This is a genomic window from Streptomyces sp. NPDC007856 (assembly GCF_042868225.1).
Classification (GTDB): Bacteria; Actinomycetota; Actinomycetes; order Streptomycetales; family Streptomycetaceae; genus Streptomyces.
In genome coordinates, this window is the sequence record NZ_JBIAEC010000012.1 from 16,292 (window position 1) to 42,339 (window position 26,048).

The following is a 26,048-nucleotide window of genomic DNA, read 5'->3' on the forward strand; positions in this document are numbered from 1 at the left end:
TGGGGTCAGAGCTTGCGCGCGGTGATCAGCAGGGTGGTGGGCCAGAGGCCGTGGCGGGCGTCGTGGAATTCCTGGGCCGAGGCGAGCCAGAGACCCGCTCGTCCGAGGTGCTTCTCCCAGCGGTCGGCGTCGAACTCCCAGCGTGCGATGGGCAGGCGTGTGCGGTCGGGGAGGGTGACGTAGTCGCGGCTGGGCCGGTCGTCGGTGGAAGGGCGCCTGCCGCCCCGCTGGGGGTGGGGGACGGAGAAGGCGAGGGTGCATCCGGGTTTGAGGTGCTGGGCGATGGCCGGGAGCAGCAGTTCGGGGGCTACGAGTCCGATCGCTCCGAAGACGGAGTAGATCGCGTCGAATCGCTCGTCGGAAGCCTGCAGGTAGTGCAGGGCGTGTCCGGCGACGAAGGTGAGGTTGTTCAACCGTCCGTAGTGGGAGCGGGCTCGGCGGACCTGTAGGCCGACGAGGTCGACGCCGGTGACGTGGGCGCCGTAGCGGGTTGCGAGGTGGGCGGCGTTGTGGCCGGGGCCGCAGCCGAGTTCCAGCAGTCGCTTGCGGCGCAGATCCGGTGCGAGGATCTCGGCGCCGGGTCCGCTGCCGGGCCGTGTGGTCCATTCCATCCGCGCGGGGACGGACAGGGGCTCGGCGAGGGTGGCCGTGGTGCGCTGGAGCGCGTGGACGTACCAGGGGGACGCCTGGGCGAGCACGTCAGACCTCCAGGAGGTGGAGGACATCGGTGAGGTGCCGGCGTACGGCCTTGATGTAGGCCGGGTCGGTGGCAGGGTCGTTGATCCAGCGGATGGACTGCTCCATGAACCACTCGACGGCCCAGACGCGGTGCCAGCCCAGCGCCCACTTCTCCGCCGGAAGCCCGCCACGCTCGGCGAGGGCGTCAGGGGTGCCGCCCTCGGTGACGTACGTCTCCAAGAAGACCCGCAGACGTACGGGGTCGGGGTCCTCGATGGTGCCGTGCCAGCTGGCGAGGTCGAGCAGGCCGGGGCCGGTGAAGGCGCGGGCGAAGTCCGGTGCAGAACCACGGCTGCGGCGGCGCCGTCGAGGTCGTCGGCTTCGCGGATGGGAGCGCCGAGGTCTTCCAGCAGCATCCCGAGCCAGCCGTCCAGGACTGCGGAGGCGTTAACGGAGGGAACGGGGACGCCGAGCGTTTTTGCCAACCGGAGTGCCTGGTCCTCCCTGTCGAAGGGCCTCCCGGCGTACTTGAAGATGGCGGTGCTGCCGTCGGTGAAGGTCAGTCGCTCGACGCCGGACATGGACCAGACGCGCACCTGTTCACGCGATGCGCACGTTTGGTTGGCGAGGGTCAGCAGGTTGTCCAGGAGTTCGGCGTTGAGGGTCGCGTCCATGAAGGGCTCTCCAGTGCGGTGGTGGCGTCCGGGGCGGGCGAGAAGTGCCTGCCCACCCCGGTGCCGGGCGTGCGGTGCGGGTGCTATCCGGCAGTGCTGACGCGGTGGGCGTAGACCTCCTCCATCCAGCCGGCCTTGAAGGCCGCGAGGCCCTGTCCCTCATGGAGGGCATGACCTCGGACCGCACCCGCAAGGCGATCACCTCACTCCGCTCCACCCTCGCCGTCTACCAACGCCGCAGGGTGCCCGGGGCGGCCGAACTGGCCCGCCGCACACGCGAAGCACTGGCCTAAGCTGCCCACCAACCGGCCGACGAAGGGACACAACCGTGGCTCAGCGGACAACCGACGACCAGCCCAAAGCCCTCAAGCCCGCCCTCGAATCCATGACCCTGCTGGTCGCCGCCGTCATCGTCCACGACAAGGCCACCAACCGCGTCGTCCTCCTCCAGCGCAGCCAGAACGCCAAGTTCGCCCAGGGCATGTGGGACCTCCCGGTCGGCAAGAGCGAACCCGGTGAGCCGATTACCGAGACTGCCGTACGCGAGCTGTACGAGGAGACCGGCCTGACCGTGAAGCCGGAGGCCCTGAAGGTCGCCCACGTCATCCATGGCGCTTGGGGCGTCGAAGCTCCCAACGGCTTCCTCACGGTGGTCTTCGCCGCGCACGACTGGACCGGCGAACCGGAGAACCGCGAACCTAGCAAGCACGCTCAGGTCTGCTGGGTCGATGCCGATGCCATCCCGGAGGAGTTCGTGGACACCACCGCGAGCGCCCTCCACCGCTATCTCACCGGTGGCCCTCAAGTATCGCTGGATGGGTGGAAGTAGGGATCAGCACGGCGGCAGCGTGGCCTGCGCGACTCGGAGCAGGGCCGTGATTTTGTTGCGCGCCGTGTTCCAGAGGTTAAAGACCTTGCGCGGCCGGCTGCCGGATGCTTGCCCACATCCCCGACCGACCAGCCGCGCGCATGGCAGAACTGACACTGTCCGGCCGCCCTCCGGCCCCACATGATCCGCTCTCGGGCCATCACCACGACCCGCCTCGCCCACGCCCCAGCTCGCCCAGGGCGCCCCCGATGCCGCCAACGGCCACCGCGATGAAGGTTCCCGCCGAAGCCGCCACCCAGCACGCCCGGGTCACGCGCATGCTGCAGGAGTTCGGGGCCGCGCTGCGCGCCACCGCGCCGGGCAACTGCAGACCTGGACCGAGCACACCGCCACCTGGAGGATGGCCGCATGACCACGGCGCCCGCCATCGAACTACGAACCTTCACGACCCTCAACACCGCCCGCGGCGACCTCCTCGACGTGTACGCCGACATGCGCGCCCCACTCCTCCACCTGTCGAATTACGCGGTCATCGCGTTCGGCGAACGCCTGGACCGACACGGCACCGAGCCGGGGTTCACGGCCGTCCTCGCGTACGCGGACGGCCATCCGGTCGGCTACGCCTACGGCAACACCATTGAGTACGGGGACCGGTACTGGCAGCGCACCAGCCCGACGCCGGCGGAGAAGTACACCGCGCATCCGGCCGTGGCTTTGAAGGAGATCGGCGTCCGGCCGACCTGGCGGAAGACAGGCACCGCCCGCCGTATCCACGACGCCCTCCTCGCCACGCGCAACGAGCCGTACGTGACTCTCATGGTCAACCCGGCTGCCGGGGACGGAAAGGTCCACGCGCTCTACAGATCACGGGGGTACGAGGACATCGGGCAGAGCCAGCCGTCACCGGCCTCACCGGTCCTCACCGTGATGATCCGCAACACCCGCTGACCCCAGAGGCGGGCGGCACAGGAATTGACCCTCAGGGCCCAGTCTCGGAGTACGTCCAGCGGGGCCTCGTTGAACAGGTTGGGCGCACAGACGGGGCGTCCGAGCGGGGCCGGTGCTCGTCGTAGCATCTTCCAGCCTGTAATGACAGGAAACCTCTACCCTGGAAACCGATTATCTGGTGCGTCTGGAACGTGAGGGCTGCGAGTGAGACTGAGGCAAGAGGCTCGTGTCCTCAAGGAGAAGGCCGTTTCTTCGATGGTTGCGGCGGCCGAGGCATTCAACTCGCCGCACAACCGAGGGCGAGAAACGAAGGTACTTCTGCACCTTCAGCACTCCTTCGAGATGCTGCTGAAAGCCGCGCTCGTGCAGAAGGGCATTAGCGTCTTCGACCCGGCCCTGGGGCGGTCACTTGGATTTGAGACCTGCGTACGCAAGGCTGCAGAACACCCGGACATCAAGCTCAGCGAGCCTGACGCAGGGACGCTCAGAGCCATCGATGCCATGCGTGATGACGAGCAGCACTGGTTCAACCAGGTTTCCGAGCAACTGCTGTACGTGCATGCCCGAGCTGCCGTGACACTCTTCGACGACCTGCTCAGGGGCGTATTCAAGGAGCCGCTCGCTGACCACCTGCCAGACCGTGTACTGCCGGTGTCGGTTGACCCGCCCCGTGACCTTGCGCTCCTCCTGGACGAGGAATACGCGCAGATCGCGGCCCTACTCAAGCCGGGCCGACGCGCGACGCACGAGGCGCGAGCCAGGATTCGAACCTTGTTGGCGATGGAGGCCCACACCGGGCCGGAGACCCGCGTCTCGAGTAAGGACGCCGATCGCGTTCAGGCTGGCATACGCGGGGGAGCGACGCGCTCGGAAGTCTTCCCTCGCTTGGAGGAGCTGGCTACTGCTACGGACGGTGAGGGGCTGCTGATCAAGGTGCGCTTCGTCAAGAACCAGGCGGCTCCGCCTGTGCGCTATGCAGCTGATGAAGCCGTGCCCGCCGCCGCGATCCGGGAGGTGGACCTCCAGGCCAAATTCCACCGCTCAGCGGCCGAGCTCGCTGGGGCCCTTGCCTTGACCCAACCCAAGTGCGTCGCGTTGCGGCGGCACCTGGGCATCGACGCTGATCCCGCGTGTTGCCACGAGTTCGTATTCAGCTCCCAACGCCTGAAGCGCTTTTCCGACAACGCCTTCACCCGCATGCGCACCGCGCGCGACACGTTGGATCTGGAAGCCGTCTGGCGAGCTCACAACCCGTCCGCCCGCCAACTGGAGTCCTGCAAAGTGCCCGGCTGTCAAGCTGGGTGATCATCGCTGCCTGCGGCGATCTTTGACTACTTGCGGAGACCATCGTGCTCTGGACGTCGGAGTATCGCCATCAATGATTGTCGAGTGCCCTGCTCGTGTCAGTGGGCTGCGCTAGCCTGCATCCGCTCTGCCGCTGTCGCCGCCGAAGGCGCAGCCTGGTCAACCAGGCACTGAGGGGAAGCAATGCGTCAAGAAGAAATCACCGAAGACTGCCCTGGGACAGGACAGGACGGGTACATGGACGAAAGTGCACCAGGCGACGAGTGGTACGTGATCTGCCCGGTCTGCAGGATGAAGTGGGCAGGAGGCAGCACCCTCATCGAACCCCACAAAGACTGGCGCAAACGCTGAGGTCGGAGTCTGGCAGTAGGCGGGCGGGCCTTGACCCAAGGCCCGCTTGCTGGGTGCGACGTGCGTGCTGCCGTATCTATGAATCCACCTGCTGATCGATCGCTGCTTCGTAGAAGGCATCCGCAAGAGCGACGATGATCGAGTTGATGGCCGGCCCGTCGGTGAAGAAGTAGTCAGCCATCGTGTTGTGGGCGTCCTGGTTGTCTGCGACCGCCTCCGTAACGGCGGCTTGGAAATCTGGTGACTCCAGGAACTGCTTCTTGGAGTTCGCCTTGGTCTGCCTGATCAGGTTCGGGTCGGCGAGCAACTGCTGGACGAGTCCCTGCACGAACTCCCTGGCCTGGTACTCGGCGAACGATTCGGCACCGAAGAGGTCGTTCATCTTGTCTATGACGACCTGGAGCGCGACGTACTTCGGATCCTTCTTCATTCCCGTGCCGGCGGCGCTGATGCCCTTCAGCTGCCCGTCGCCCACAAGTGAGATGTCGACCTGGATTGCCTTGTTGTGCTTGACCCCGACCAGCACCACGTCGGAAAGGTCCACCTCGGCCGCCCAGGCGGACTCGGCGATGACCTTCTCCAGCAAGCGCAGGAAGATCGAGAGCATCTCCATGTAGGGATCGTCGTAGTCGACGATCTGGGACATGAAGTCATAGAGACGTACGTAGGTGGAGACATCCTTGCGGAACAGGTCGAGCTCCTGGAGCGTGACCTTGTTCTCCTCCTCGATCGCCCGCGCGTAGCGGCGCCGGAAACCGTGCTGCGCCGGGCTGATCGCCGCCGAGAGCGCGTTGTTGCCCTTCCGAGTCAGGTGGATCTCGCTCATCTCATGGCGGACCAGTTTCCTCCACCACTCCAGCCACTGGACAGCCAGCAAATCCCGATCCAGAGAGGGCCGATGCACGGCCGCTGACGGTGGAACCGGTAGAGCTGCAGCATCGCGCATGAACAGCGCCGCATGAAGCACCTCTGAGGTGCCTTCAGCGCACTGCCACGAGGGACTGTCGCGCGTAATGCACGGTGTGTGACCTCCCTTGGGGCAAGGGTAGGCTGCTCCCTGCTATTTCTTGCCCTTCTCGTCGTTTTCCTTGAAGCAGACGACGAACGATCCGCCTGGGCCCAGCTGGGTGAGCGAGCCGGTCGTGCCTGGGACGTCGGAACACGAGAAGGTATCGACGACACCCTCCTTGTCCATCTTCAGGACCTTGTAATCGGCATGCGGGTCAGTGCAGTCGAGCTTCTTGGCGGGGATTGTGCTACGCCCAACGAGTTGGGTCGTAGACGGCGTCGCAGTTCGGGTCCTGTACTTCCGGCACCATGTGGGCAGCGAGAGTGGTCGGCTCGTCAGGGGTGAGGATGGCGTTGAGTTCGGTCGATGCCTACCACCCCGTCGGTAGTCACGGGCTGGTTCTGCGTCAGGTAGCCCCTTCCGATCCGGGCGGGGCGCGTCACCGAAGCTGCGAATCCAAGCACGGCGTCGGCGGAGTCGCGCGGCGCATTCGTATGGCCGGGTCGGTCTCAGTCCTCCACGGCTCTCCGGACGCGCCGGGACGGAGCGAAGGCGTACAGGTCGAGGATGTCGGGCGGTTCGGCGAGACCCGGCCCGCCCGCCCGTACCCACGCGGTGATGTCGGCGGTCGCGTCGGGGTCGTTGACCAGGCCGAGCCAGACCGGCCGCCCTCCTGCCGCCCGGCCGGCCGGGGACGGCTGTACGACGATGACGTTGGCCTGCTCGCAGGCGTCGAGGCAGTTCACCGCCCGCACCTGGGCAACCGCTTCGAGTTCCGCCTTCAGCGTGGCGAGTTGGGCCGCGTGGTCGACGCCGGGAATCCTGTCCGTGCCGCAGCAGCAGCCCCGGCACACGGTCACCGTGCACCGGGGCGCCGCCGCCCGGGCGGGAGGCTTGCGGCAGCTCACTCCGCGGCCCGCCGCCAGGCCGCCTCGCGCAGCAGCCGCAGGCCGTTGAGGCCGACGATGACGGTGGAGCCCTCGTGGCCCGCGACGCCGAGCGGCAGCGGCAGGGCGCCGGCCAGGTCCCAGACCACCAGGCCGGCGATGAACACCGCGGCGATCACCAGGTTCTGCACCACGAGGGCGCGGGCGCGCCGGGACAGGGAGATCACGGCGGGGACGGTGGCCAGTTCGTCGCGGACGATCACGAGGTCGGCGGTCTCCAGGGCCAGGTCCGAGCCCGCCCGGCCCATGGCGACACCGGTATGCGCGGCGGCGAGCGCGGGGGCGTCGTTGACGCCGTCGCCGACCACCATCACCTTGCGGCCGGACTTCTCCAGTTCCCGGACCGCGTCCACTTTGTGCTGGGGCAGCAGTCCGGCACGGACGTCCTCGATGCCGACCTCGGCCGCGAGGCGGGCGGCGGCACGTGGGTTGTCACCGGTCACCAGCAGCGGTGCGGTGCCGGTGAGGGTCGTCAGGGAGGAGACGGTCGGGGCGGCGTCGGCGCGCAGCCGGTCGGCGATGCCCAGCAGGCCCACGGGCGCACCGTCCGCCATGACCAGCACCGCGGTCCGCCCGTCCTCCTCCAATCCACCGGCGAGGGCGGCGGCTCGCGCGGACGCGGCGTCCGTCGCGCCGCCGAGGAGGCGCGCCGGAGCCCCGACCGCGACGACCCGCCCGTCGACGGCAGCGGTCACCCCGACGCCGGGTGTGGAGTCGAAGTGCTCCGCCACCGCGAGAGCGAGTCCGCGCTCGCGTGCCGCGGCCACCACCGCCCGGGCCAGCGGGTGCTCACTCGGGTGCTCGGCCCCGGCCGCCAGCGCCAGCAGCTCCGCCTCGTCCAGACCGGATCCGGTCAGCGGCCGTACGTCGGTGAGGCGCGGCGTGCCCTCGGTCAGCGTCCCGGTCTTGTCGAGCGCCACCGCGTCGACCTCACCCAGCCGCTCCATCACCACCGCGGACTTGACCAGCACCCCGTGCCGGCCGGCGTTCGCGATCGCCGACAGCAGTGGCGGCATGGTCGCCAGGACGACCGCGCAGGGCGACGCCACGATCATGAAGGTCATCGCCCTCAGGAGGGAGCCGGTGAGGTCCGCGCCGAAGGCGAGCGGCAGCAGGAACACGGCGAGGGTCGCCGCCACCATGCCCAGCGAGTACCGCTGTTCGACCTTCTCGATGAACAGCTGGGTGGGCGCCTTGGTCTGCGATGCCTCCTCCACCATCCGCACGATCCGGGCGATCACCGTGTCGGAGGCCCCGCGCTCGACGCGGACGCGCAGGGCGCCGGTGCCGTTGAGGGTGCCCGCGAAGACCTCGTCGTCCTTCTCCTTGGCCACGGGCAGCGGTTCGCCGGTGATGGTCGCCTGGTCGACCTCGCTCGCCCCGTCGAGCACCCGCCCGTCGGCGCCGATGCGCTCGCCGGGCCGCACGAGGACGACATCGCCGACGGACAGCTCCTCGACGGTCACGACGGCTTCGTCGCCGTCCGCGTCGACGCGGGTGGCGGTGGCCGGCGCCAGGTCGAGCAGCCCCCGCACCGAGTCGGCCGTGCGCGCGGTGGCCAGCGCCTCCAGCGCCCCCGACGTGGCAAAGATGACGATCAGCAGCGCCCCGTCCATCACCTGCCCGATCGCCGCCGCCCCGAGCGCGGCGACGACCATCAGCAGGTCGACGTCGAGGGTCTTCTCCCGCAGCGCCCGCAGACCCGCCCAGCCCGGCTCCCAGCCGCCGGCCGCATAGGTGAGCGCGTACAGCGGCCCCCACGCCCACGCCGGTGCACCGGTCAGCTGCAACGGGAGCGCGAGCAGGAACAGGACCGTGGCCGCGGCCGCCCAGCGCGCCTCGGGAAGCGCGAAGACGCGGGTGCGCCGCCGGGGCGCGCCGTCACCGCGTGCGCCGGCGGTGCGGACGGGTGCCGGAACGAGGGTGGAGGTCATCGGAGAGGCGGTCCTTCACAAAGGCACGACACAAAGGCACGAGGGAACAACGAGATCGCGGGCAGCCCGGGGCAGGCGCCGCTTCCCCCACCGTACAGGACTGCATGAAGACTCATTCATGCGTTCATGAATGGTTCTCCGTAGGATGAAGGCCATGGGCCACCGAGCTGACGCCGCCAAGACCAAAGCCACCGCGCGTGAGCGTCTGGAGACCGTGGGCGCCTCCGATGTGGCCGCCACCCTCCAGGCGCTGGCCACGCCCTCCCGGCTGCGGATCCTCGCCCGCCTCCAGGAGGGCCCGTGCGCGGCGACGGAACTCGCCGACGCCGTCGGCATGGAGCAGTCCGCCTGCTCCCACCAGCTCCGGCTGCTGCGCAACCTCGGCCTGGTCACCGGCGAGCGCCGGGGCCGCTCGGTCATCTACGCCCTCTACGACAACCACGTCGCCGAACTCCTGGAACAGGCCCTCTACCACGTCGAGCACCTGCGCCTCGGCCTGCGCGACACCCCCGCCGAGACTCCGGCCGACACCCCGGCCGCCGTGACGGCCGGGGCACGCTGAGCACCCGGAGCGGCAGCGGCATGCCCGCCGCCGCCGCGGGTACGACCCTCCCGTACAGGGGTGTCGCGGTAGCGGCCGAAGAGCGAGGGGTGTCGGAAGTGATTCGAAAGCTGCAGGCGGTCGCGCTGGACTGCGCCGATCCGGTACAGCTCGCGGAGTTCTACGCGGACCTGCTCGGCGGGCGGGTGGTCGCGGATCCGGAGGAACCCGACTGGGTCGAGGTGCACGGGTTCGAGGGGACGCCGCTGGCCTGCCAGCGGGTGGACGGCTACCAGGCGCCCGAATGGCCCGGCCAGGAGCGCCCGCAGCAGCTCCACCTGGACTTCGACGTGGACGACCTCGACGGCGAGGAGAAGCGGGCACTCGCCCTCGGCGCGACCGTGCTGGAGCGGACGGACCAGCTCCGCCCGGAGGCCAACTGGCGGATCTACGCGGACCCGGCCGGCCATCCGTTCTGCCTCTGCCTCCACTGAGCCCGCCGGGCCGTCGCGGTGGAAGTCGCTTGGTCCCGGTGCGCGGTCTTTAATGGTTTGCCGCCGGTCGGCCCGGTCGGATAAGAAGCGCGCATGCTGAAGGGCAGCAAGGTCGCGCTCAGGGCCCGGCACGAGGACGACATCCCGATACTGCAGGCCGAGCTGCACGACGACGTGGTCAACTCCTCGCGGTCCCAAGGCCGGCCGTGGCGGCCGATCACGCCCGGCTCGAGGGACTCGCCCCTCGTGGTGGACGACAAGGATCAGCGGCACGTCCCGTTCTCCGTGGTGGAGTTGGACGGCGGCCCGCTGGTCGGCACCGCGTCGCTGTGGAGCATCGACAACCACAACCGGTCCGCGCACATCGGGCTGGGGCTGTTGCCGTCCTGCCGCGGCAAGGGCTACGGCACGGACGTGGTCGCGGTGCTGTGCCACTACGGTTTCGTCGTGCGCGGCCTGCAGCGGCTGCAGATCGAGACGCTGTCGGACAACGCCGCGATGCTGCGCTCCGCCGAGCGCAACGGCTTCGTCCGCGAGGGCGTGCTGCGCTCCTCGGCCTGGGTGATGGGCGAGTTCCTGGACGAGGTGCTGCTCGGGCTGCTCGTCCGGGACTGGAAGCCGGGCTCGAAGGGCTGAGCTGTCCCACCGCTCGAAAACCGGTGGAGCGGCGCCGCTGTGCGCCATTACCGTGCTGCCGAACCAAGTCGTCTGGCCAAGGACGTGCCGTTGTACACCCTGTGAGACCCCCCGAGAGCTGATCGGTCGCGCGTCGCGCCTCGTGCGCCGCGCCGCTTTTTGCTGCGGACTTCTCACTGAAACCGGTGTACTTCTGTGCTCAACACCTGGGTGGTCGCGCCCACCTGCCTGCCGCTCGTCCTCCGCCGTTGCCACGCGTGCGCGTCCGAGCGCTTCCGGGCGAACGGCAGATTTCGCGTCATCGCCAACCACAAGCTCCTCGACGCCTGGCTCCTCGTGCTCTGTACCGGCTGCGGGGAAACCGCGAAGCTGACGGTTCTGGAGCGGATGAACGTGCGCTCCGTACGACCTGAGCTGCTGGACCGACTGCATGACAACGACCCTGGACTGGCAGCCGAGTTGCTCCAGGATCCGGTCGTGCGGCGCCGTAATCGCATCGCCCTCGACTGGGCGGGCGCCTGGCGCCTGGACACCGGCGGATCGGATCACCTGGACCGCGAGGTGATCGACATCTCGGTCCGCTTCGCGGCGCGGATTCCTGTCCGGCCGGTGCGACTGATCGCCGAGGGCTGCGGTCTTTCGCGGGCCGAGGCCGAGGGACTGATCGCGGAGGGGAAGCTCGTTTCGGCGGTCCGGCTGAGCGGAAGGCTCTCCGGCGACTTCACCTTCACGCTCAAGCGCTGAGCCCGCCTCGGGACCACGGGCCTGTCCGGCGGGACCCGCCGGACAGGACTCCGGATTCCGTAGGGTGCCCGCATGAGCGACGAAGGCCCGGCCTGTCCCGAGTGCAGCCTGCCCATGAGGTTCGGCGGCTTCGTCCTCGCCGCGCGTGAGGACGAAGCCCGGCGGACCTGCCGGGTCCTGTGGAGGTGTACCGGTCGGCATGTCTGGTGGCGCTGGGCCGACCGGCCGGATGAGCCTCTGGGGATCTGCCCGGTGCCGGAGCTGTTCCGCTGACATCCACCGCCGGCGCCGCCACAGACTGCGGCGCCCCCGCAGATCCGCGTTCGGCGTGCCCACACCTGCCGAAGACCACGCCGAGGGCGCCGGTCACCAGCGCGAGGCGCACCGATTCGCGGGCGCTCGCCCGAGGGGCCTGGGGCGAGTGCGGTACGGCTCCGTCGTCCGACGCGGTTCCCCGCCGGGGTCCGGCCATGGTGCTCCTCCTCCGTGCGGGCCGCTGAACTGCAGGCCAGGGCAGCGGGGCGGGCGACACCCACCCCATGGCGCAGCCTCCGGCAGGGGCGCCGTCTCGTCTCGAACGGCGCGCGGCGTCCGATGTGCGAGGTCCCTGTTGTTACGGAAGTATCGGTAGGGGCGCCACGCACCCGGCGTCGTACCGGAGCACTCTCATGACGAAGCGCAACACGGGCAGGTCCTCGACTCCCACGCGACCGGCGACCCGGCCGGCCCCGGACCGAGGAGGGTCCGCCGGCGACTGGGGGCTTCTGCTGGTGCGGCTGACCTTCGGACTGTTCATGGCCGGACACGGCTCTCAGAAGCTCTTCGGCCTGTTCGGGGGCCCGGGTCTGACGGCCACCGGCAAGGGGTTCGCCGGTCTGGGCTTCCGCCCGGGGAAGGTGTTCGCGGTGATCGGCGGTCTCTCCGAGTTCCTCGGCGGGCTCGGCCTGGCCGCGGGACTTCTCACACCCCTCGCGGCCGCCGCCCTGATCGGCACGATGATCAACGCCATGGCGACCGTCACGGGGGCCCACGGCCTGTGGGACGTGAACGGTGGCGTGGAGTACAACGTCTGCATCGCCGTCGTCGCCCTGGCCGTGGCGGCGATCGGGCCGGGCCGCCTGGCTCTCGACCGGTTCTTCCCCTGGGGCAGGGGCGGCTGGCTCGAAGCCGGCTTCGCGTTGGGACTCGGAGGCGTCGCTGCCGCCATCACGCTGAGCCTGTGAGAATTGCGCGAACACCAGTGGACGAGCTCTGTGCCGGCCCCGAATCACACCCCCGCATTCAGTCCGGAAAAGTGCCCTGGCGCATCAACATGTGGGCAAGTGCCTGTATAGACGGCCATATTCGGAGCATCGCGGACGGCGGTGTAACACCGTAGTGCGGGCGGAACGCAGAAGCAGGAAGAAGCCGGGAGCCGACCCGGCTGGATTTCGGCGCCCTGGCACGGGTGCGCCGATACTGCCACCGCGTCAGAACGTCAGATCGGATTCTTCCTGTGAACAACATCGGCCCGACTCCCGGATACCAGGCATACGACCAGCCCACCGGCCCGGACCGCCCTGTGCGCCGCCGGGACACCACACGGCGTACGGCCGTCGCCATCTGCACGATCGCCGACACCGCGGCGGGACTGCTGGGCCTGTGGGTCCTGTTGTTCCTGCTCGACGCGAACCGCGCGAATATCTTCGTCGAATTCGTGCGGGGCACGGCGGACTGGCTGTCCTGGTGGTCACAGGACATTTTCACGACGCACACAGAGGGTCTACGCGTTGCCCTCAATTACGGTCTCCCGGCCGTCATGTATCTGCTGATCGGCCACGGGATCGCTGCCCGGCTCAACCGAGCCTGACAGTTGACCGACCGCTTTATCGATCACCATGAAATTGGGCCGACGATGACACACAGCTCACCCGGAAACGATCGCCTGCCGATCTATGAGGACCTGATACGCGAACGCGGTGACGTCGTCGCCGAGGCTCAACTCGCCGCGGAACACACGCACCACCAGGCAGCGGAATTGCTGACCGGACGGGATACGGGTCGACGGGCCCGCCGCCCGGACGACGCCGTCCCCGGAGCCGCTGCGGCCGGCCGGCCGGAGTGGCGCGGGTCGCCGCCGTAGCCGAACCAGGGAAAGCGGACCGCCGGGACGAAGACCGCGCTTCCACCCGGCTGGGCTCACGCTGTCACACCCTGGACATATCCGGAATGCCAGTCATGAGAGCTCTCGGTACGTTCATCGAAGGTCGGTCGTCCGGGCCGACGTCCGTGAGACAGAGAGAAGTGACATGGCCCCGCGTACTTTTGCTGTGATCGGCGCCGGAGTAGGCGCGACCGTCCTTGCCGCCGCCGGCATCACCTTCGCCACGACCGCCGGATCCGCCCCGGCATCCCCGTCTGCCCACCGGGCGGCCCATCCGGTGGCGCATCCGGCCCGCCCGGCGGCCTCTCCTGCCCACCCGGCGGCCCAGCCCGTCCAACAGGCCGCTCCTGCCGCGGCTTCCTCGAACGACACGAAAGCAAGCGGAGAGATGAACGAAGGCCGCGGCGGCAACGAAGGCCGCGGTGGACGCGACGGCGGCGGACGCGACGGCGGCGGCGGACGTGGCCGCGGTCATTGGGACGGCGGGAGGATCTTCTTCAACGAACGTACCTACTCCGCCTCCGCCGAAGGATGCATCACCGCGGCCAGCGGACTGGGCGCCAGCAGCTTCAGCGTTTTCAACGACAGCCACAGGACCATCGAGGTCTTCCGGGGCTTCAACTGTGACAACGGGGCTCCGGTCGCCGTCGTGGGTCCCCACGGCGAGACCAGTGGCGTGGTGACGAGCACCTTCCACGAGGGCCTGTTCGATCGCGAGGGCCTGTTCAACTTCGGTGACGACAGCGTCGTGGGCAGCTTCCGGGTGGTCTGCGACGACGAGTGGTGACAGCGCCGCCCGCCGCCCTACGCACAGGACCGGGCCGCCGGCGGAACCTTGACGGATTCGTGACGCGGGTGACCGCATCCATCCGGCCACCGCCGGTGTCCTCCCCGGTGTCCGTACCGTTGTGAGGAATGGAGTGCCATGGAAGGCACCGTGGTGGCGGTCGTCGTGGTGGCGCTGTTGGCGCTGCTCGTGCTCAAGAGCGGTATGCGGGTGGTCAACCAGGTGGAGCGCGGGGTCGTGTTCCGGTGGGGCAAGGCCCTGCCGGGCTACCGGCAGCCGGGCATCACCTTCCTGATCCCCTTCGCCGACCGTATGCGCAAGGTCAATGTGCAGGTCGTGACCATGCCCGTGCCCACCCAGGAGGGCATCACCAAGGACAACGTGTCCGTGAAGGTCGACGCGGTCGTCTACTTCCGGGTCACCGACCCGGCGCGCGCGGCCATCGAGGTGCAGGACTACGTCTTCGCCGTCGGCCAGGTCGCCCAGTCCTCCCTGCGGTCCATCATCGGAAAGAGCGATCTGGACGACCTGTTGAGTGACCGGGAGCGGCTGCACGAAGGGCTCGCTCTGATGATCGACAGCCCGGCCGCCGGGTGGGGCATTCACATCGACCGCGTCGAGATCAAGGATGTACAGCTGCCCGAGTCGCTGAAGCGGTCCATGTCCCGGCAGGCCGAGGCCGAGCGGGAGCGGCGGGCCCGGGTCATCACCGCCGACGGTGAGTTCCAGGCCGCACAGCAGCTCGCCAACGCCTCCCGGATCATGTCCGACAGCCCGGAGGCCATGCAGCTGCGGCTCCTCCAGACGGTCGTCGAGGTCGCCGCCGAGAAGAACTCGACCCTTGTGATGCCCTTCCCCGTCGAGCTGTTGCGCTACTTCGACCGGACCGTGCAGAAGATCGACGCCGACCTCAGCGTGCCGCGGCAGCAGCAGGCTCCCGCCCCGGCCGCGGAGAGCGCCGAGCAGCCGTAGCGAGCGCCAGTGTCACAGCCACCGAGCCCGCCGCCATCACGGTCATCCCGGCGGCGGGCGAGGTGAGTTGGGCCACCGCGCCGGCCAGCGCGGCGCTCACGCCCTGCATGGTCAGCATGCCGGACGAGTGCAGCCCCAGGGCCTGCCCGGCGAGCTCCCCCGGGGTCAGCTCCATCAGCCGCTCCTGCTGCACCAGGCTCGCACCGAAGCCCACGGAGGCGACCATCACGCACACCGCCGCGACCGGCAGCGGCGGGTGCGCGCAGAACACCAGGTACGGCGTCGCCAGCAGAAGCAGCAGGGGCGTGGCCAGGCGGCGGCGTACCGCGGGCGGCAGCAGCCGGCCCACCGTCACATCTCCGGCGAACATGCCGAACGCCCCGCAGGCGAACAGGGTGCCCGCGGCGTGCGGCGCGTACGACACGTACAGGGACTCGCAGCCGACGACCAGGCCGTTGGGCAGCCACAGACCCAGATAGGTGAGGCGGCGCGGGCGGGACGACCACAGCAGGGCGTTGTCCTCCTGGAGTGGGTGTGGGAGGCGACGGTACGGCCGTCCTGGGAGCGGCGCCGGCGGGTGCTGGAGGCGGACGTGGTCGCGCGCACCGCGCGGGTGAGCCGGGGCGGCTGGGTGAGCGTGCTGGACGAGCTGCGGCCCGGACGCACCCGTTGGCTCGGCGAGAACCTGCTCCAGATCAACCTGTACGAGTACCCGCCCCGCGAGATCTCCGGGGCCGAGCTGATCTTCGTACCAGTGACCGTGCAGCGGGCGGGCTGGGTCGCCTGGGACGACGGCGTGCGCTACGCGGCGGTCTACCCGTGCGCCGGCGCCCTGGCCGACGCGGGCATCAGGACCGTCCCGTCCGCGTTGGGCGCGCTTCTGGGTCCGGCCCGGGCCGAGGTCCTGGTCCTCCTGGCCGCCCCCATGAGCACCACCCAGCTCACGGCGGTGACCGGGCCGGGGCTGGGCTCGGTGGGGCGCCATCTGAAGGTGCTCAGGGAAGCGGGGCTGGTGGAGCGGCGGAGGGCGGGGCGGTCGGTGTTGTACCGGCGCACAGATGCCGGGAATGTCCTGGTGGAAGCGGTAGGACAGCGCGCCCCAAAGGGGCGCGGGGAACTGCGCGAGCAACCACGACGGACCGGCAGCCAAAAGACGGCCCATGACGGCCCAATCCTCCGAGCGCCTAGCATCCAGTCATGACCAACGTGCTGAATGTCGAAATCGACGCCCTCACCGGCGGCCCCGCCAACCTCGCCCAGTACGCCGGCAAGGCGGTCCTCGTCGTCAACGTGGCCTCCAAGTGCGGCCTCACCCCCCAGTACACCGGCCTGGAGAAGCTCCAGGAACGGTATGCCGACCGTGGCTTCACCGTGCTCGGCGTGCCCTGCAACCAGTTCCTCGGCCAGGAGCCCGGCACCGCCGAGGAGATCGCGGAGTTCTGCTCGGCGACGTACGGCGTGACCTTCCCGCTCACCGAGAAGGTCGAGGTGAACGGCGAGGGCCGGCACCCGCTGTACGAGCGCCTGGTGGACGTCGCCGACGCCGAGGGGCACACCGGCGACATCCGCTGGAACTTCGAGAAGTTCCTGATCGGCCGGGACGGCACGGTCGTCGCCCGGTTCTCGCCGCAGACCGAGCCCGAGTCCGACGCGATCGTGACCGCCATCGAGGCCCAGCTCGGCTGAGCGGCGCTTGACCTTGCCCCTGGGGCAGAGCCGAGTGTCCCTGTCACCGGGCGGCGGATCCGCCCGGTGACGGAGGATGGCACGGTGGACGACGACCAGCTCACCATCGGCGCGTTCGCCGCGCGGGCCCGGCTGTCGGCCAAGGCGCTGCGCCTGTACGACCGGCTCGGCCTGCTGCGGCCCGCACACGTCGACGAGACGACCGGCTACCGCTACTACCGCGCCGACCAGGCCGAACGCGCCCGTCTTGTGGCCCTGTTGCGGCAGCTGGACATGCCGCTGGCCCGGATCGCCGAGGTGCTCGGCGCCGAGGGCCCCGAGGCCGCCGACCGGCTGGCCGCCTACTGGGCGGACGTGGAGAGCCGGGTGGCCGGGCAGCGGACACTTGCCGAGTACCTCCGTGGACGGCTGTCCGGGAGGAGCTCCGAGATGTACGAGAAGTTCGCGATCGAGACCGTGGCCGTGCCGGCGCAGGTGGTGATCACCGAGTCGCGGCACACACTGGCGGACGAGCTGCCGACGTGGATCGGGTCGTCGCTGGGCCGGCTGGAGGCGGCGGCGCGGGAGTGCGGGGGCATGACGGGCGCGCCGTTCGTGGTCTACCACTCCGAGGTGTCGATGGAGAGCGACGGCCCGGTCGAGTCCTGTGTGCCGGTGGCCGACGAGGCGGCGGCCCGGGCGTGGGCCGCCGGGCGGGGGAGGGCCTGGAAGACGGCGGTACGGGTGGAACCGGCGGCCCGGCTGGCCTACACCCGGATCACCAAGGCGCAGGTGGCGCATCCGCAGATCCTGGCCGCCTTCGAGGCGGTGGAGCAGTGGATGGCGGCCGAGGGGCTGGAGATGGCCGGTCCCTGCCGCGAGATCTACTGGGCGGACTGGGACGCGTCAGGCCCCGAGGACCCGGTGTGCGACGTGGCGTTCCCAGTGTCGCGAGTCACGAGGGCGGTGTGACCGTACCCCGGAACAGAAGGTGCCCTCTCGGCAAGGACGGCGACCGGTCGAGAGGGCTCTTCTGGTGTGTGAAGTTGTTTTCTTCGAGGGGTTCACTGACGAAGGTCAGGGAGGGCCCCCTAGGCCTTGACCGAGGTCACGAAGGCGTTCCACGCGTCGGCCGGGAAGGCCAGGATCGGGCCCGCGGGGACCTTGGAGTCACGGACGGCGAGTTCGGCGTCGGTGGGCGACTTGACCTCGACGCAAGCGCCGTTGCCCGCGGAATAGGAGGACTTCATCCACGTCTCCGAAGCGCCCTGAATCAGTGCCATGTCCACTCCTGTTGCGAGTTGCGGTAGTGCGGTTCACGCCAACCTGGTCGTCTGATTGGCGTGATCGACGCTACCGGGCAACTGCCCTTGCCGGAGTAGTCGTTCACTCAACCGGATGGCATATTCCAGGGGAGCCTTCCATTGGAGTGGACCGGCGGTGTACTATCTGGCGCCCTCCGTGACAGGAGTTCACTCCGCGTACTGTTTGGCCACCTTCGCAATGAACTGCCTGGATTGCTCCACATTGAGGGACTGCGCCCGCAGATGTTCGTACATCACGGCGTACTTCTGCACGTCCTGGGCCTTCTCCAGATACAGGTCACTGGTGACACCCTCCAGGTAGACCACGCTGGAGTCGGCCGCGTCGGCGAACTCCAGGATCGCGTACTGGCCATTGAGCCCCGGATGCGCGCCGACCTCGAACGGCAGCACCTGCACCGTGACGTGCGGCAGCTGGGACATCTCGATCAGATGGTCCAGCTGCTCCCGCATCACCAGCCTGCTGCCCACGACGCGCTTGAGCGCCGCCTCGTCGAGCACCACCCACAGCCGGAGCGGGTTGTTCTCGGCGGTGATACGTTCCTGTCGGCGCATGCGCACCTGCACACGCTTCTCGATCTCGGCGGTCGACGTCTCCGGCAGCGCGCCCTGCACCAGCGCCTCCGCGTAGGCGCGGGTCTGCAACAGACCGGTCACCAGTTGGGGTTCGTACACCCGCAGCGACTCGGCATCGGTCTCCAGCCCGATGTACACGCTGTACGGGATGTCCCCGAAGGTGTGCCACCACCCCTGCTGCCGGGAATCCCGGGCCATCTCCATCAGCGAGTCGACGATCCGCTGGTCCTCGACCTCGTACACCCCGCACAGGTCACGCACATCGCGCTGACTGATGCTTCTCCGGCCGTTCTCCAGCCGGCTGATCTTCGACTGCGACACGAGCAGACGCTCGGCCACTTCCTCGGCCGTCATACCTTTGAGCTCCCGGAGCCTGCGCAGCTCCTGGCCCAGCCGGCGCCGCCTGACGGTGGGATTGACATTGGACGCCACGGGACGTGCACCTCCGGCTGCCTGCCTGTTTGCCTAACACTTTCCGTATCTGCTGCTGAGCAGACTGCCACCAAGGTGCTTTCTACCGCTGGCAAATGGTGGATATGCGGCGCGTACGCGTCAGTTCGCCACGGCTCGCCACCCGATGGTGTGCCCGGACGCAGTCGAGCGGGACGGCGAGGTCCCGGGGAAGGACCTCACCGCCCCGCTCTGACCAGCGGCTCCCGAACGGGTCTGGGCGAACCGGGGTTACGGCCCGAACCGGGGGTACGGCTCGGAACCGCGGTTACGGCTCAGTGGGCCACGACGCGTGCCATGGATCCGCGGTGCGGCTGCATCGGAACCCCGCGCGCGGGTTCCGCCGCGGACCTGGCGCCTGCCACACCCTGCCGCCCGGTGGCGGCCGGGCCACGGCGCGGCTGTGCGGCAGCGCCGTTCTGCACGTCCATCACGGCGTGTGCGACAAGACCGCCCATGGGGTCGTGCCGGATCAGATCCCGCAGCCGGGACCGGGACGACCGTCCCTCGTTCCCCGGATACAGGTGCTTGCCGAGTCCGACGGCGTGCGCCAGGGCGGCGAGCGCCGCGGTCCGCGGGTCCGGCGGTACGCCGGTGCGGATCGCGGAATCCAGCCGGGCTCGGATCTCCCGGCTGATCTCGTTGTCCGTCGCCTGATAGCGAGTCGTCGGCAGCACCCCGCACATCTGACCGGCCACGGCATGCACCATGCCGCACCGCTCCAGGTGCGAGAGGTACGTCTGACGGAGCCCCAGCCGGGGTCCGCCGATCCAGTGGACGGCACGCACGGGAGCGCCACGCCTTCGCAGCAACTCCAACGCGCAGTCCAGAGTCGGATCTCCTGTCGGCCGTGGCACCACCACGGCGATACGATCCCCGTCTGGGGCTATCCGTCCGGCCAGCGCCAGCTCCACTAGCTGTGCTCCGGCCAGACCGAGGTCGAGCGACTGCGGCTGCGCAGTGGTACCCGTGGTCGGGTCCAATGCCAGCAACAGAAGCTCCTCCGGAAGTGTTCTGCGGCTCCTGCCCATCCATGCCTCCCCGCGTGGATGAATGACAGGGTGACCCCTCTCACATTGGTCTGTCGAGGGTGCGTGACCGGTTCGTGAGGGAACCGGTAGGTATGTCGTTCTCGTCTACCGCAGGGGCCAAGCCCCCACACAGGACACTGGTACATGGTTCGGACAGGGCGCGCGCGTGGGCGTGCGGCGCATGAGGAGGCATCGGTGGCGGGCGAGTCCCCCGACAGGTCGAAGCAGCGCGAGTCGTCGGCAGAACCGACGTCGGGGAGCGCGGGTCCGGTTCCCGAGGCACGCGATCCGCGCCTCGCCGTCTCCCGGGAAAAGGATTCCTCGCCCCGCGGCGTGGACACCGCGACGAAGATCCTGTCGGTCCGCGACCCCAAGCCCCGCCCCACGGAAGCCTCGCCGGAGGACACCGCCCTCCGCGAGGCGGTCTCAGCCTGGGTCCGCACCGCCGCGCCCACAACTCCCGGCCCGACGGCAACGGATGAGCCGAAGCCGGAGGAGGCTGCGCCCGAGCCCGAGGAGGCCGAGACGAAGGCGGAGGCCGCGGACGCGGAGGCGGAGGCCGCGGACGCCGAGGCGGAGGCCAACGCGGGCACGGAGACGGACGCTGACGCGGCCTCGGATGCGGACGCGGAGGGGGAGGCGCGCGCCGACGCCGACCAGAAGGCCGCCGAGGAAGCGAAGACCGAGGCCAGCCCGAAGTCCGAAGCGGAGGCGGACGCGGACCGCGACGCGGAGGCTGACGCTGACCGCGACGCGCAGGCGAAGGCTGACGCGGACGGCGGCACCGTGGCTGAGGCCGACGCGGACCGAGACGCGGACGCCGACGCCGGCCTTGACGCCGACGCGAACGCTGACGCCGAGGCCGACGCGGACGGCGGCGCCGGGGCTGAGGGCAACGCGGAGGCTGAGGCTGACGTGCCCGGCGATGCGAAGGCAAAGGCCGAGGGCGCGGAGGCGGAGGCCAACGGGGGCACGGAGACGGACGCTGACGCGGCCTCGGATGCGGACGCGGAGGGGGAGGCGCACGCCGACGCCGACGCCGACCAGAAGGCCGCCGAGGAAGCGAAGACCGAGGCGAGCCCGAAGTCCGAAGCCGAGGCGGCGGAGGCCGAGGACGGGCCTGAGGACGCCCCCGGTGGGGACGCCCCGCAGGGGTCACCCGCAGCCGACGACGAGACCCGCACGGGTGGTGCGGGCGGGAACACGGACGCCGAAGGCGAAGCCGAGGCGGACGCGAAGGCAAAGGCCGGTGCGGAGGCCGAGGACGGGCCTGAGGACGCCCCCGGTGGGGACGCCCCGCAGGGGTCACCCGCAGCCGACGACGAGACCCGCACGGGTGGTGCGGGCGGGAACACGGACGCCGAAGGCGAAGCCGAGGCGGACGACGAGCCGGCCCCCACGCCGGAGGCGGACGCCGTAGATCAGCCCACCACCGTCTTCAAGAAGCCGCCGGTCGATCAGCCGACGACCATGCTCAAGCTGGGCGGCAAGCCGAAGTCCCCCGAGTCCGACTCCGAGCGCACCAGCAAGTTCGTCGCGCTCAAGAACGACATGGTGCCGGCTGCCAAGCCGGACGTCACCACCCCCGTCCCCCACGTAGGCCCCGAGCGCACCACCCAGCAGCCCCTCCCCCCGAAGCCCCCGCTGGACCTCCTGGCGGAGCTGACGAACACGCCCCCGCCCCCGGAGACCGCGGTCCGCACGCTCGTGCGCCGGGTCAAGATCTGGACCCCCCTGGTCCTGCTCCTGGCGATCGTCTTCGCGGTCGTACAGACCCTTCGCCCGCTGCCCGACCCCACCCTCGACCTCACCGCGAAGGACACCTACACCTTCGACGGCGGCAAGGTCGGCATCCCGTGGCCGACCACCGGTCAGGCCGCGCTCGACGTCCAGGGCATCGGCACGTTCGGCTCCTCCGGCGCCCAGAAGCCCGTACCGATCGCGAGTGTCGCGAAGGTGATGACGGCGTACCTCATCCTGCGCGACCACCCGCTCAAGAGCGGCCAGGACGGGCCGAAGATCAAGATCGACAAGCCCGCCGAGCAGCAGTCGGACGCCGGCCAGGAGTCCACCGTCCGCGTCACCGCGGGTGACCGGATCTCCGAGCGCGAGGCCCTGGAGGCCATCCTCCTGCCCTCCGCCAACAACGTGGCCCGGCTGCTCGCCCGCTGGGACTCCGGTTCGGAGCAGGCGTTCACGGAGAAGATGAACGCCGCCGCCAAGAGCCTCGGCATGAGCAACACCAGGTACACCGACCCCTCGGGCCTGACCGCCTCCACGGTCAGCACGGCGGTGGACCAGGTGAAGCTGGCCCGCGCCGCGATGCAGCAGCCCGTCTTCCGCGAGGTCGCGGCGATGATGTCGTACGACGACTACAAGGGCGTCAACCACTCCAACTACAACCGACTGGTCGGCCACAACAACGTCGTCGGCATCAAGACCGGCACCTCGACCGCCGCGCTCGGCAACCTGGTCTTCGCGGCGAAGCAGCAGGTCGGCGGCGAGACGCGGACCGTCATCGGGGCCGTGCTGCGCCAGCCCGCCGGCGGTTTCGACAACACCATCATCAGCGGGGTCCTGGACGCGGGCGACAAGCTGATCCGGGCCGCGCAGGGCGCCCTGAAGTCCGTGACGATCCTGAAGAAGGGCGATGTGGTCGGGTACGTCGACGACGGTCTCGGCGGCCGTACCCCGGTCGTGGCGACGCAGGACGTCACGGCGGCCGGCTGGTCGGGGCTGAAGGTGAAGCTGTCCTTCACCTCCGGCAGGCTGCCGCACACCGCGAAGGCCGGCACCCAGGTCGGCTCGCTCACCGTGGGTGACGGTTCGGCCGGCGCCGTCAAGGTGCCGGTGGCCCTGCAGAAGGATCTGACGGAGCCCGGCTTCGGCGCCAAGCTGACCCGTCTGGGCTGAGTCCGCACCCCGGCCGTCACCAGCACGCACCCCGCCGACGGAGACCCGCGGCGGCGCGAGTGAGCCGAAGGGGCGCGCCGGTGCCGGGAGTGTGACCGCGCGGAGGCCCGAAGGGGTGAGCACGGTCGCACTCCCGGCACCGGCTGAAGCGCCCCGGAGGCGAGCCGCGCCACACAAGGCGCGCGTGCTAGCGTCACGAATCGGGGCAGGTCGCCGGTCACGGGGCATGGCCGCGAACTGGACGGGAAGCAGCCGGGAACACCGTGGAACACGGCCGAGAACAGAAGACGGGACACGGGGAGTGCCTTCAGGTGGCCACAGCCGAGCCGACACGCGCCGACGACGCCGATCCGGGGCCGGGATCCGGCCCGCGAATACGCCTGTCCGAGCCTGACCGGGACGGTCGCGGGGATCACACCGGCCACCCGGACGGCCGTACGGGCAGTGAGCACCTCGACGCGCCCGTCGGCAGACTCGCGCGCCTTCTCGCCGCCGCCGAACCCCTGCGGCAGCGGCTGCTGAGGCACCCCGTGCTGTCCGTGACGACCCTCGCGGGGGTCCTGCACATCGTCTGGTTCTTCACGTTCGCGAACAGTGGTGGCGATCTCGCGGCGCAGGACGCCTGGGCCGAGTTCGTCGGCCGGCACCCGGACTCGGCGTACAACCTGGCCTGGTACGGCGGCATGCACCCGGTGTCGTACAGCGTGGTGTCGCCGTATCTGATGGCCGTGCTCGGTGTCCGTACGACGATGATGATCGCCGGGACCGTGTCGGCGGGCCTGCTGACGCTGGTCCTGATCCGCAGCCGCGCGGTGAAGAACCCGCTGTGGGCCTCGCTCGCCGGGGTCTTCGCGTTGCTGTGCAACGCGATCTCCGGTCGGGTGACCTTCGGGCTCGGCACGATGTTCGCGCTCGGCGCCGTCGCGGCCGTCTTCTGCTGGCCGTACCGGTGGCGGCACAAACGCTGGGCGAAGGCGGCGGTGGCCGCCCCGCTGGCCGGGCTCTCCACCATGGCCTCGCCCGTCTCGGGCCTGTTCGTCGGGCTGGTCGCGGTCGCGCTGTTCCTGCAGAAGCGTCGGCCGGGCGCCTGGGCGCTGGGGCTCGCCCCGACGGTGGTGGTCGCCGCCTCGTACTTCCTCTTCCCGTTCTCGGGCACCCAGCCGATGACGATCGGCTCGGTGATCCTGCCCCTGCTGTACGGCCTGCTGTGCCTGTTCCTCGCGCCCAGGCAGTGGGTGACGGTCCGGCTGACGGCGGCCGTCTACAGCGTCGGCGTGGTGCTGGTGTGGCTGATCAGCTCGCAGATCGGGTCGAACATCTCCCGGCTGCCGATGCTGTTCGCGGGTGCGGCGCTGGTGGCCGCGCTGCCGTTCACGGTGCCGAAGTCCCGCAAGTGGTACACGACCGTGCTGGCGCTCCTCGGCTTCGCCGGCTGGATCGGCTTCAAGTCGGTGGACGACATCATCCACACGACCCCGGCCGCGTCCTGGGCCCGTGAGCTCGCCCCGCTCGTGCACCAGCTGCAGAAGGCCGGCGCCGAGAAGGGCCGCGTCGAGGTGGTCCCGGCCCGCTCGCACCGGGAGGCCTCCGCGCTCGCGCCGTACGTCAACCTGGCGCGCGGCTGGAACCGGCAGGCCGACATGGAGCGCAACCCGCTCTTCTACGACGACACCCTCAACTCCGCGAACTACCACGAGTGGCTGCAGCGCTGGGCCGTCCACTTCGTCGTCCTGCCGAAGGACAACCCGGACGGCGACGGCGGCGAGCGGGAGCGGGAGCTGCTGCGGCGCGGGATGCCGTATCTGACGCAGCTGTGGGGCGACGCCAACTGGCAGCTGTTCCGGGTGACCGATCCGACGCCGCTCGCCGAGCCCGACGCGGTGGTGGACCGGGCCGAGCAGGGTGAGATGACGCTTCAGGTGCGCAAGGCCGGGCGGATCCTGATCAGGATCCCCTACTCGCCCTGGCTGAGCATCGTCGACGAGCACGGGAAGAGCCTGAAGCCGCCGCAGCCGGTCTCCTCCGGCCCGCCGAAGCGGTACCGGAACGTCAACGGGTGTCTGACGGAGACGTCTCAGGACGCGAACGGGGACAAGTGGACGATGCTGATCGCGCCGCGGGCCGGCACGTACCGGCTGGCCGCGCCGTACCAGCTGCCGCGCGGCACCCCCTGCCCGGACGAACTCAAGTAGAGCCGCGCAGCTCGGCGACGTAGGCGTCCGTGCCGGGAATCGTCGGGATGAACGGCGCCACCAGCTCCACCCGCCCGAGCCCCGGGCCGGCGGCGACCTCCGTGTCCAGGCCGGTGAAGTGCTGCTCCCAGCACTCCCGTGGGTCGGCCTCCAGGAACCACAGCAGGGTCACCCGGGTGTCCACGCCCTCGACCTGCTTGACGTAGGTCATGCGGTCGCCCGGCAGGGGGGTGGGCCGGAAGGCCGTGACCATGGCCGCCGGGGAGCCGGCGAGGCGGCGGGGCAGGTGCCGGGCGCGCAGCCACTCCACCAGTTCGGCCCGCTGCTGCGGCGACTCGGCGTCGATCACCTCCAGGACCAGCCCGGCGTACGGGTGGTCGAGGGCGTGGAAGTCGCGCGGGCCCGCCGCGCCGTCGCGGTAGACGGTCGTCTCGTGGTCCTGGAAGGCCGTGAAGACGTGGGTGCGGGCGTGGTGGACGCGGGCGTCGCGGTTGAGGCGCTTGTTGATGGCCACGGTCCACTTCATGTGGTCGTCGTAGCGGCCGTCGGTGATCCAGTAGGTGGAGAGGTAGCAGCCGGCCGTGACGGGCTGGGCGACGGCCGACTTCTCGGGGTACCGCAGGAGCTGCAGATCCCGGGTCGCGACCCAGCGGCGTCCCGCGTACATCCAGGGCATGGCCATCGCGCCGGCGTAGTAGTGGTCGTCCTCGTACCAGCGGTTGTAGGCGTACTCGTGGCCCGGGTGCGGCTCGACCATGGTGATCAGGGCGTGGCCGGGCCGGACGCCGTACGGTCCTACGGCGGCCAGTTCGGCGTACGTCTCGCTGCGGGTGTCCTCGCCCATGCGGTTCCCCTTTCCTGCGCCGGCCCCTACTCTGACGCTCCGTCAGACAAAGCGCCATACCGC

General features: G+C 69.9%; 25 protein-coding genes and 5 pseudogenes. 19 read left to right on the plus strand and 11 right to left on the minus strand.

The window, feature by feature from the left end; genetic code table 11:
* Nucleotides 1-5: 5 nt before the first annotated feature.
* Complete coding sequence (locus ACFYOH_RS26705) at nt 6-698, minus strand: class I SAM-dependent methyltransferase (protein WP_388630223.1); 693 nt, start codon at nt 696-698, stop codon at nt 6-8.
* Between the two features lies 1 nt (nt 699).
* Nucleotides 700-1,352, minus strand: a pseudogene (locus ACFYOH_RS26710) (aminoglycoside phosphotransferase family protein).
* 149 nt (nt 1,353-1,501) lie between these two features.
* On the opposite strand from ACFYOH_RS26710, the pseudogene ACFYOH_RS26715 reads away from it, so the two are divergent.
* From ACFYOH_RS26715 to ACFYOH_RS26735, 5 genes and pseudogenes are all read left to right on the plus strand, one after another.
* Nucleotides 1,502-1,645 (plus strand): annotated as a pseudogene (locus ACFYOH_RS26715) (tetratricopeptide repeat protein); the annotation flags it as partial.
* Nucleotides 1,646-1,680: 35 nt separating this feature from the next.
* Entirely contained in the window at nt 1,681-2,181 is a 501-nt protein-coding gene (locus ACFYOH_RS26720; RefSeq protein ID WP_388630226.1) for an NUDIX domain-containing protein, read from the plus strand.
* A gap of 156 nt (nt 2,182-2,337) precedes the next feature.
* A pseudogene (locus ACFYOH_RS26725) lies at nt 2,338-2,593 on the plus strand (hypothetical protein); the annotation flags it as partial.
* The gene (locus ACFYOH_RS26730) at nt 2,590-3,129 is read left to right on the plus strand and encodes a GNAT family N-acetyltransferase (RefSeq protein ID WP_388630229.1); all 540 of its coding nucleotides are present in this window, start codon (nt 2,590-2,592) and stop codon (nt 3,127-3,129) included. The pseudogene ACFYOH_RS26725 and the gene ACFYOH_RS26730, both read left to right, overlap by 4 nt.
* A 204-nt stretch (nt 3,130-3,333) precedes the next feature.
* Nucleotides 3,334-4,434: a DUF3644 domain-containing protein gene (locus ACFYOH_RS26735; protein WP_388630232.1), complete on the plus strand. Its 1,101-nt coding sequence runs from the start codon at nt 3,334-3,336 to the stop codon at nt 4,432-4,434.
* A 427-nt stretch (nt 4,435-4,861) separates the two neighbouring features.
* Here the strand turns inward: ACFYOH_RS26735 and ACFYOH_RS26740 are convergent, their stop codons facing one another.
* From ACFYOH_RS26740 to ACFYOH_RS26755, 4 genes are all read right to left on the minus strand, one after another.
* On the minus strand, nt 4,862-5,611 hold the full coding sequence (locus ACFYOH_RS26740; RefSeq protein WP_388630235.1) for a hypothetical protein: 750 nt from the start codon (nt 5,609-5,611) through the stop codon (nt 4,862-4,864).
* Nucleotides 5,612-5,845: 234 nt separating this feature from the next.
* Nucleotides 5,846-5,980: a hypothetical protein gene (locus ACFYOH_RS26745; protein ID WP_388630238.1), complete on the minus strand. Its 135-nt coding sequence runs from the start codon at nt 5,978-5,980 to the stop codon at nt 5,846-5,848.
* A gap of 323 nt (nt 5,981-6,303) precedes the next feature.
* Complete coding sequence (locus tag ACFYOH_RS26750; protein WP_388630241.1) at nt 6,304-6,702, minus strand: (2Fe-2S) ferredoxin domain-containing protein; 399 nt, start codon at nt 6,700-6,702, stop codon at nt 6,304-6,306.
* Nucleotides 6,699-8,675 carry a heavy metal translocating P-type ATPase gene (locus tag ACFYOH_RS26755; RefSeq protein WP_388630244.1) on the minus strand — a complete coding sequence of 659 codons (1,977 nt, stop codon included), beginning with the start codon at nt 8,673-8,675 and terminating at the stop codon, nt 6,699-6,701. Before ACFYOH_RS26755 ends, ACFYOH_RS26750 begins: the two co-directional genes overlap by 4 nt.
* Nucleotides 8,676-8,829: 154 nt before the next feature.
* Between ACFYOH_RS26755 and ACFYOH_RS26760 the strand changes: the two genes are divergently transcribed.
* The 9 genes from ACFYOH_RS26760 to ACFYOH_RS26800 all read left to right on the plus strand — a co-directional run bounded on the left by ACFYOH_RS26760 (nt 8,830) and on the right by ACFYOH_RS26800 (nt 14,992).
* A complete protein-coding gene (locus tag ACFYOH_RS26760; RefSeq protein WP_388630247.1) occupies nt 8,830-9,237 on the plus strand; it encodes an ArsR/SmtB family transcription factor in 408 nt (135 codons plus the stop codon).
* Between the two features lie 98 nt (nt 9,238-9,335).
* A complete protein-coding gene (locus ACFYOH_RS26765) occupies nt 9,336-9,710 on the plus strand; it encodes a VOC family protein (RefSeq protein WP_388630250.1) in 375 nt (124 codons plus the stop codon).
* Nucleotides 9,711-9,803: 93 nt separating this feature from the next.
* A complete protein-coding gene (locus ACFYOH_RS26770) occupies nt 9,804-10,346 on the plus strand; it encodes a GNAT family N-acetyltransferase (RefSeq protein ID WP_388630253.1) in 543 nt (180 codons plus the stop codon).
* 195 nt (nt 10,347-10,541) lie between these two features.
* On the plus strand, nt 10,542-11,090 hold the full coding sequence (locus tag ACFYOH_RS26775) for a DUF1062 domain-containing protein (RefSeq protein WP_388630256.1): 549 nt from the start codon (nt 10,542-10,544) through the stop codon (nt 11,088-11,090).
* Between the two features lie 72 nt (nt 11,091-11,162).
* Complete coding sequence (locus ACFYOH_RS26780; RefSeq protein WP_388630259.1) at nt 11,163-11,363, plus strand: dehydrogenase; 201 nt, start codon at nt 11,163-11,165, stop codon at nt 11,361-11,363.
* A gap of 395 nt (nt 11,364-11,758) precedes the next feature.
* Nucleotides 11,759-12,313 (plus strand): DoxX family protein, encoded by a 555-nt coding sequence (locus ACFYOH_RS26785; RefSeq protein WP_388630262.1) that lies wholly within the window; start codon nt 11,759-11,761, stop codon nt 12,311-12,313.
* Nucleotides 12,314-12,585: 272 nt separating this feature from the next.
* A complete protein-coding gene (locus tag ACFYOH_RS26790; protein WP_388630265.1) occupies nt 12,586-12,939 on the plus strand; it encodes a hypothetical protein in 354 nt (117 codons plus the stop codon).
* Nucleotides 12,940-13,510: 571 nt separating this feature from the next.
* The gene (locus ACFYOH_RS26795) at nt 13,511-14,020 is read left to right on the plus strand and encodes a hypothetical protein (RefSeq protein WP_388630268.1); all 510 of its coding nucleotides are present in this window, start codon (nt 13,511-13,513) and stop codon (nt 14,018-14,020) included.
* A 138-nt stretch (nt 14,021-14,158) separates the two neighbouring features.
* A complete protein-coding gene (locus ACFYOH_RS26800; RefSeq protein WP_388630271.1) occupies nt 14,159-14,992 on the plus strand; it encodes a slipin family protein in 834 nt (277 codons plus the stop codon).
* On the opposite strand, the pseudogene ACFYOH_RS26805 reads toward ACFYOH_RS26800, so the two are convergent.
* Nucleotides 14,931-15,509: pseudogene (locus tag ACFYOH_RS26805) on the minus strand (MFS transporter); the annotation flags it as partial. The gene ACFYOH_RS26800 and the pseudogene ACFYOH_RS26805 sit on opposite strands and share 62 nt — an antisense overlap.
* On the opposite strand from ACFYOH_RS26805, the pseudogene ACFYOH_RS26810 reads away from it, so the two are divergent.
* The 3 genes and pseudogenes from ACFYOH_RS26810 to ACFYOH_RS26820 all read left to right on the plus strand — a co-directional run.
* Nucleotides 15,510-16,193 (plus strand): annotated as a pseudogene (locus ACFYOH_RS26810) (ArsR/SmtB family transcription factor); the annotation flags it as partial.
* Nucleotides 16,190-16,678, plus strand: coding sequence for a glutathione peroxidase (locus ACFYOH_RS26815; RefSeq protein ID WP_388630274.1), 489 nt, complete (start codon nt 16,190-16,192; stop codon nt 16,676-16,678). The pseudogene ACFYOH_RS26810 and the gene ACFYOH_RS26815, both read left to right, overlap by 4 nt.
* Nucleotides 16,679-16,762: 84 nt before the next feature.
* A complete protein-coding gene (locus tag ACFYOH_RS26820) occupies nt 16,763-17,629 on the plus strand; it encodes a MerR family transcriptional regulator (protein ID WP_388630277.1) in 867 nt (288 codons plus the stop codon).
* A 119-nt stretch (nt 17,630-17,748) separates the two neighbouring features.
* Here ACFYOH_RS26820 and ACFYOH_RS26825 read toward each other — a convergent pair whose 3' ends face one another.
* From ACFYOH_RS26825 to ACFYOH_RS26835, 3 genes are all read right to left on the minus strand, one after another.
* A complete protein-coding gene (locus tag ACFYOH_RS26825; protein ID WP_388630280.1) occupies nt 17,749-17,940 on the minus strand; it encodes a DUF397 domain-containing protein in 192 nt (63 codons plus the stop codon).
* 189 nt (nt 17,941-18,129) lie between these two features.
* On the minus strand, nt 18,130-18,987 hold the full coding sequence (locus ACFYOH_RS26830; RefSeq protein WP_228623226.1) for a helix-turn-helix transcriptional regulator: 858 nt from the start codon (nt 18,985-18,987) through the stop codon (nt 18,130-18,132).
* Between the two features lie 293 nt (nt 18,988-19,280).
* A complete protein-coding gene (locus ACFYOH_RS26835; protein WP_388630283.1) occupies nt 19,281-20,036 on the minus strand; it encodes a GPP34 family phosphoprotein in 756 nt (251 codons plus the stop codon).
* A 195-nt stretch (nt 20,037-20,231) separates the two neighbouring features.
* Between ACFYOH_RS26835 and ACFYOH_RS26840 the strand changes: the two genes are divergently transcribed.
* Together ACFYOH_RS26840 and ACFYOH_RS26845 are read left to right on the plus strand one after the other, a co-directional pair.
* Complete coding sequence (locus ACFYOH_RS26840) at nt 20,232-22,949, plus strand: D-alanyl-D-alanine carboxypeptidase (protein ID WP_388630286.1); 2,718 nt, start codon at nt 20,232-20,234, stop codon at nt 22,947-22,949.
* A 311-nt stretch (nt 22,950-23,260) separates the two neighbouring features.
* Nucleotides 23,261-25,141 carry an MFS transporter gene (locus tag ACFYOH_RS26845; RefSeq protein ID WP_388630289.1) on the plus strand — a complete coding sequence of 627 codons (1,881 nt, stop codon included), beginning with the start codon at nt 23,261-23,263 and terminating at the stop codon, nt 25,139-25,141.
* On the opposite strand, the gene ACFYOH_RS26850 is transcribed toward ACFYOH_RS26845, so the two are convergent.
* Nucleotides 25,134-25,985, minus strand: coding sequence for a hypothetical protein (locus ACFYOH_RS26850; protein WP_388630292.1), 852 nt, complete (start codon nt 25,983-25,985; stop codon nt 25,134-25,136). The two genes, ACFYOH_RS26845 and ACFYOH_RS26850, sit on opposite strands and share 8 nt — an antisense overlap.
* Between the last annotated feature and the right edge of the window lie 63 nt (nt 25,986-26,048).

What these genes read in the sequence shown, in the direction of transcription:
- ACFYOH_RS26730 (WP_388630229.1), top strand. Translation starts at nt 2,590, where the DNA reads ATGACCACGGCGCCCGCCATCGAACTACGAACCTTCACGACCCTCAAC.
- ACFYOH_RS26770 (WP_388630253.1), top strand. Translation starts at nt 9,804, where the DNA reads ATGCTGAAGGGCAGCAAGGTCGCGCTCAGGGCCCGGCACGAGGACGAC.
- ACFYOH_RS26740 (WP_388630235.1), bottom strand. Translation starts at nt 5,611, where the DNA reads ATGAGCGAGATCCACCTGACTCGGAAGGGCAACAACGCGCTCTCGGCG.
- ACFYOH_RS26760 (WP_388630247.1), top strand. Translation starts at nt 8,830, where the DNA reads ATGGGCCACCGAGCTGACGCCGCCAAGACCAAAGCCACCGCGCGTGAG.
- ACFYOH_RS26850 (WP_388630292.1), bottom strand. Translation starts at nt 25,985, where the DNA reads ATGGGCGAGGACACCCGCAGCGAGACGTACGCCGAACTGGCCGCCGTA.
- ACFYOH_RS26815 (WP_388630274.1), top strand. Translation starts at nt 16,190, where the DNA reads ATGACCAACGTGCTGAATGTCGAAATCGACGCCCTCACCGGCGGCCCC.
- ACFYOH_RS26780 (WP_388630259.1), top strand. Translation starts at nt 11,163, where the DNA reads ATGAGCGACGAAGGCCCGGCCTGTCCCGAGTGCAGCCTGCCCATGAGG.
- ACFYOH_RS26785 (WP_388630262.1), top strand. Translation starts at nt 11,759, where the DNA reads ATGACGAAGCGCAACACGGGCAGGTCCTCGACTCCCACGCGACCGGCG.
- ACFYOH_RS26835 (WP_388630283.1), bottom strand. Translation starts at nt 20,036, where the DNA reads ATGGGCAGGAGCCGCAGAACACTTCCGGAGGAGCTTCTGTTGCTGGCA.
- ACFYOH_RS26755 (WP_388630244.1), bottom strand. Translation starts at nt 8,675, where the DNA reads ATGACCTCCACCCTCGTTCCGGCACCCGTCCGCACCGCCGGCGCACGC.
- ACFYOH_RS26825 (WP_388630280.1), bottom strand. Translation starts at nt 17,940, where the DNA reads ATGGCACTGATTCAGGGCGCTTCGGAGACGTGGATGAAGTCCTCCTAT.
- ACFYOH_RS26800 (WP_388630271.1), top strand. Translation starts at nt 14,159, where the DNA reads ATGGAAGGCACCGTGGTGGCGGTCGTCGTGGTGGCGCTGTTGGCGCTG.
- ACFYOH_RS26745 (WP_388630238.1), bottom strand. Translation starts at nt 5,980, where the DNA reads ATGGACAAGGAGGGTGTCGTCGATACCTTCTCGTGTTCCGACGTCCCA.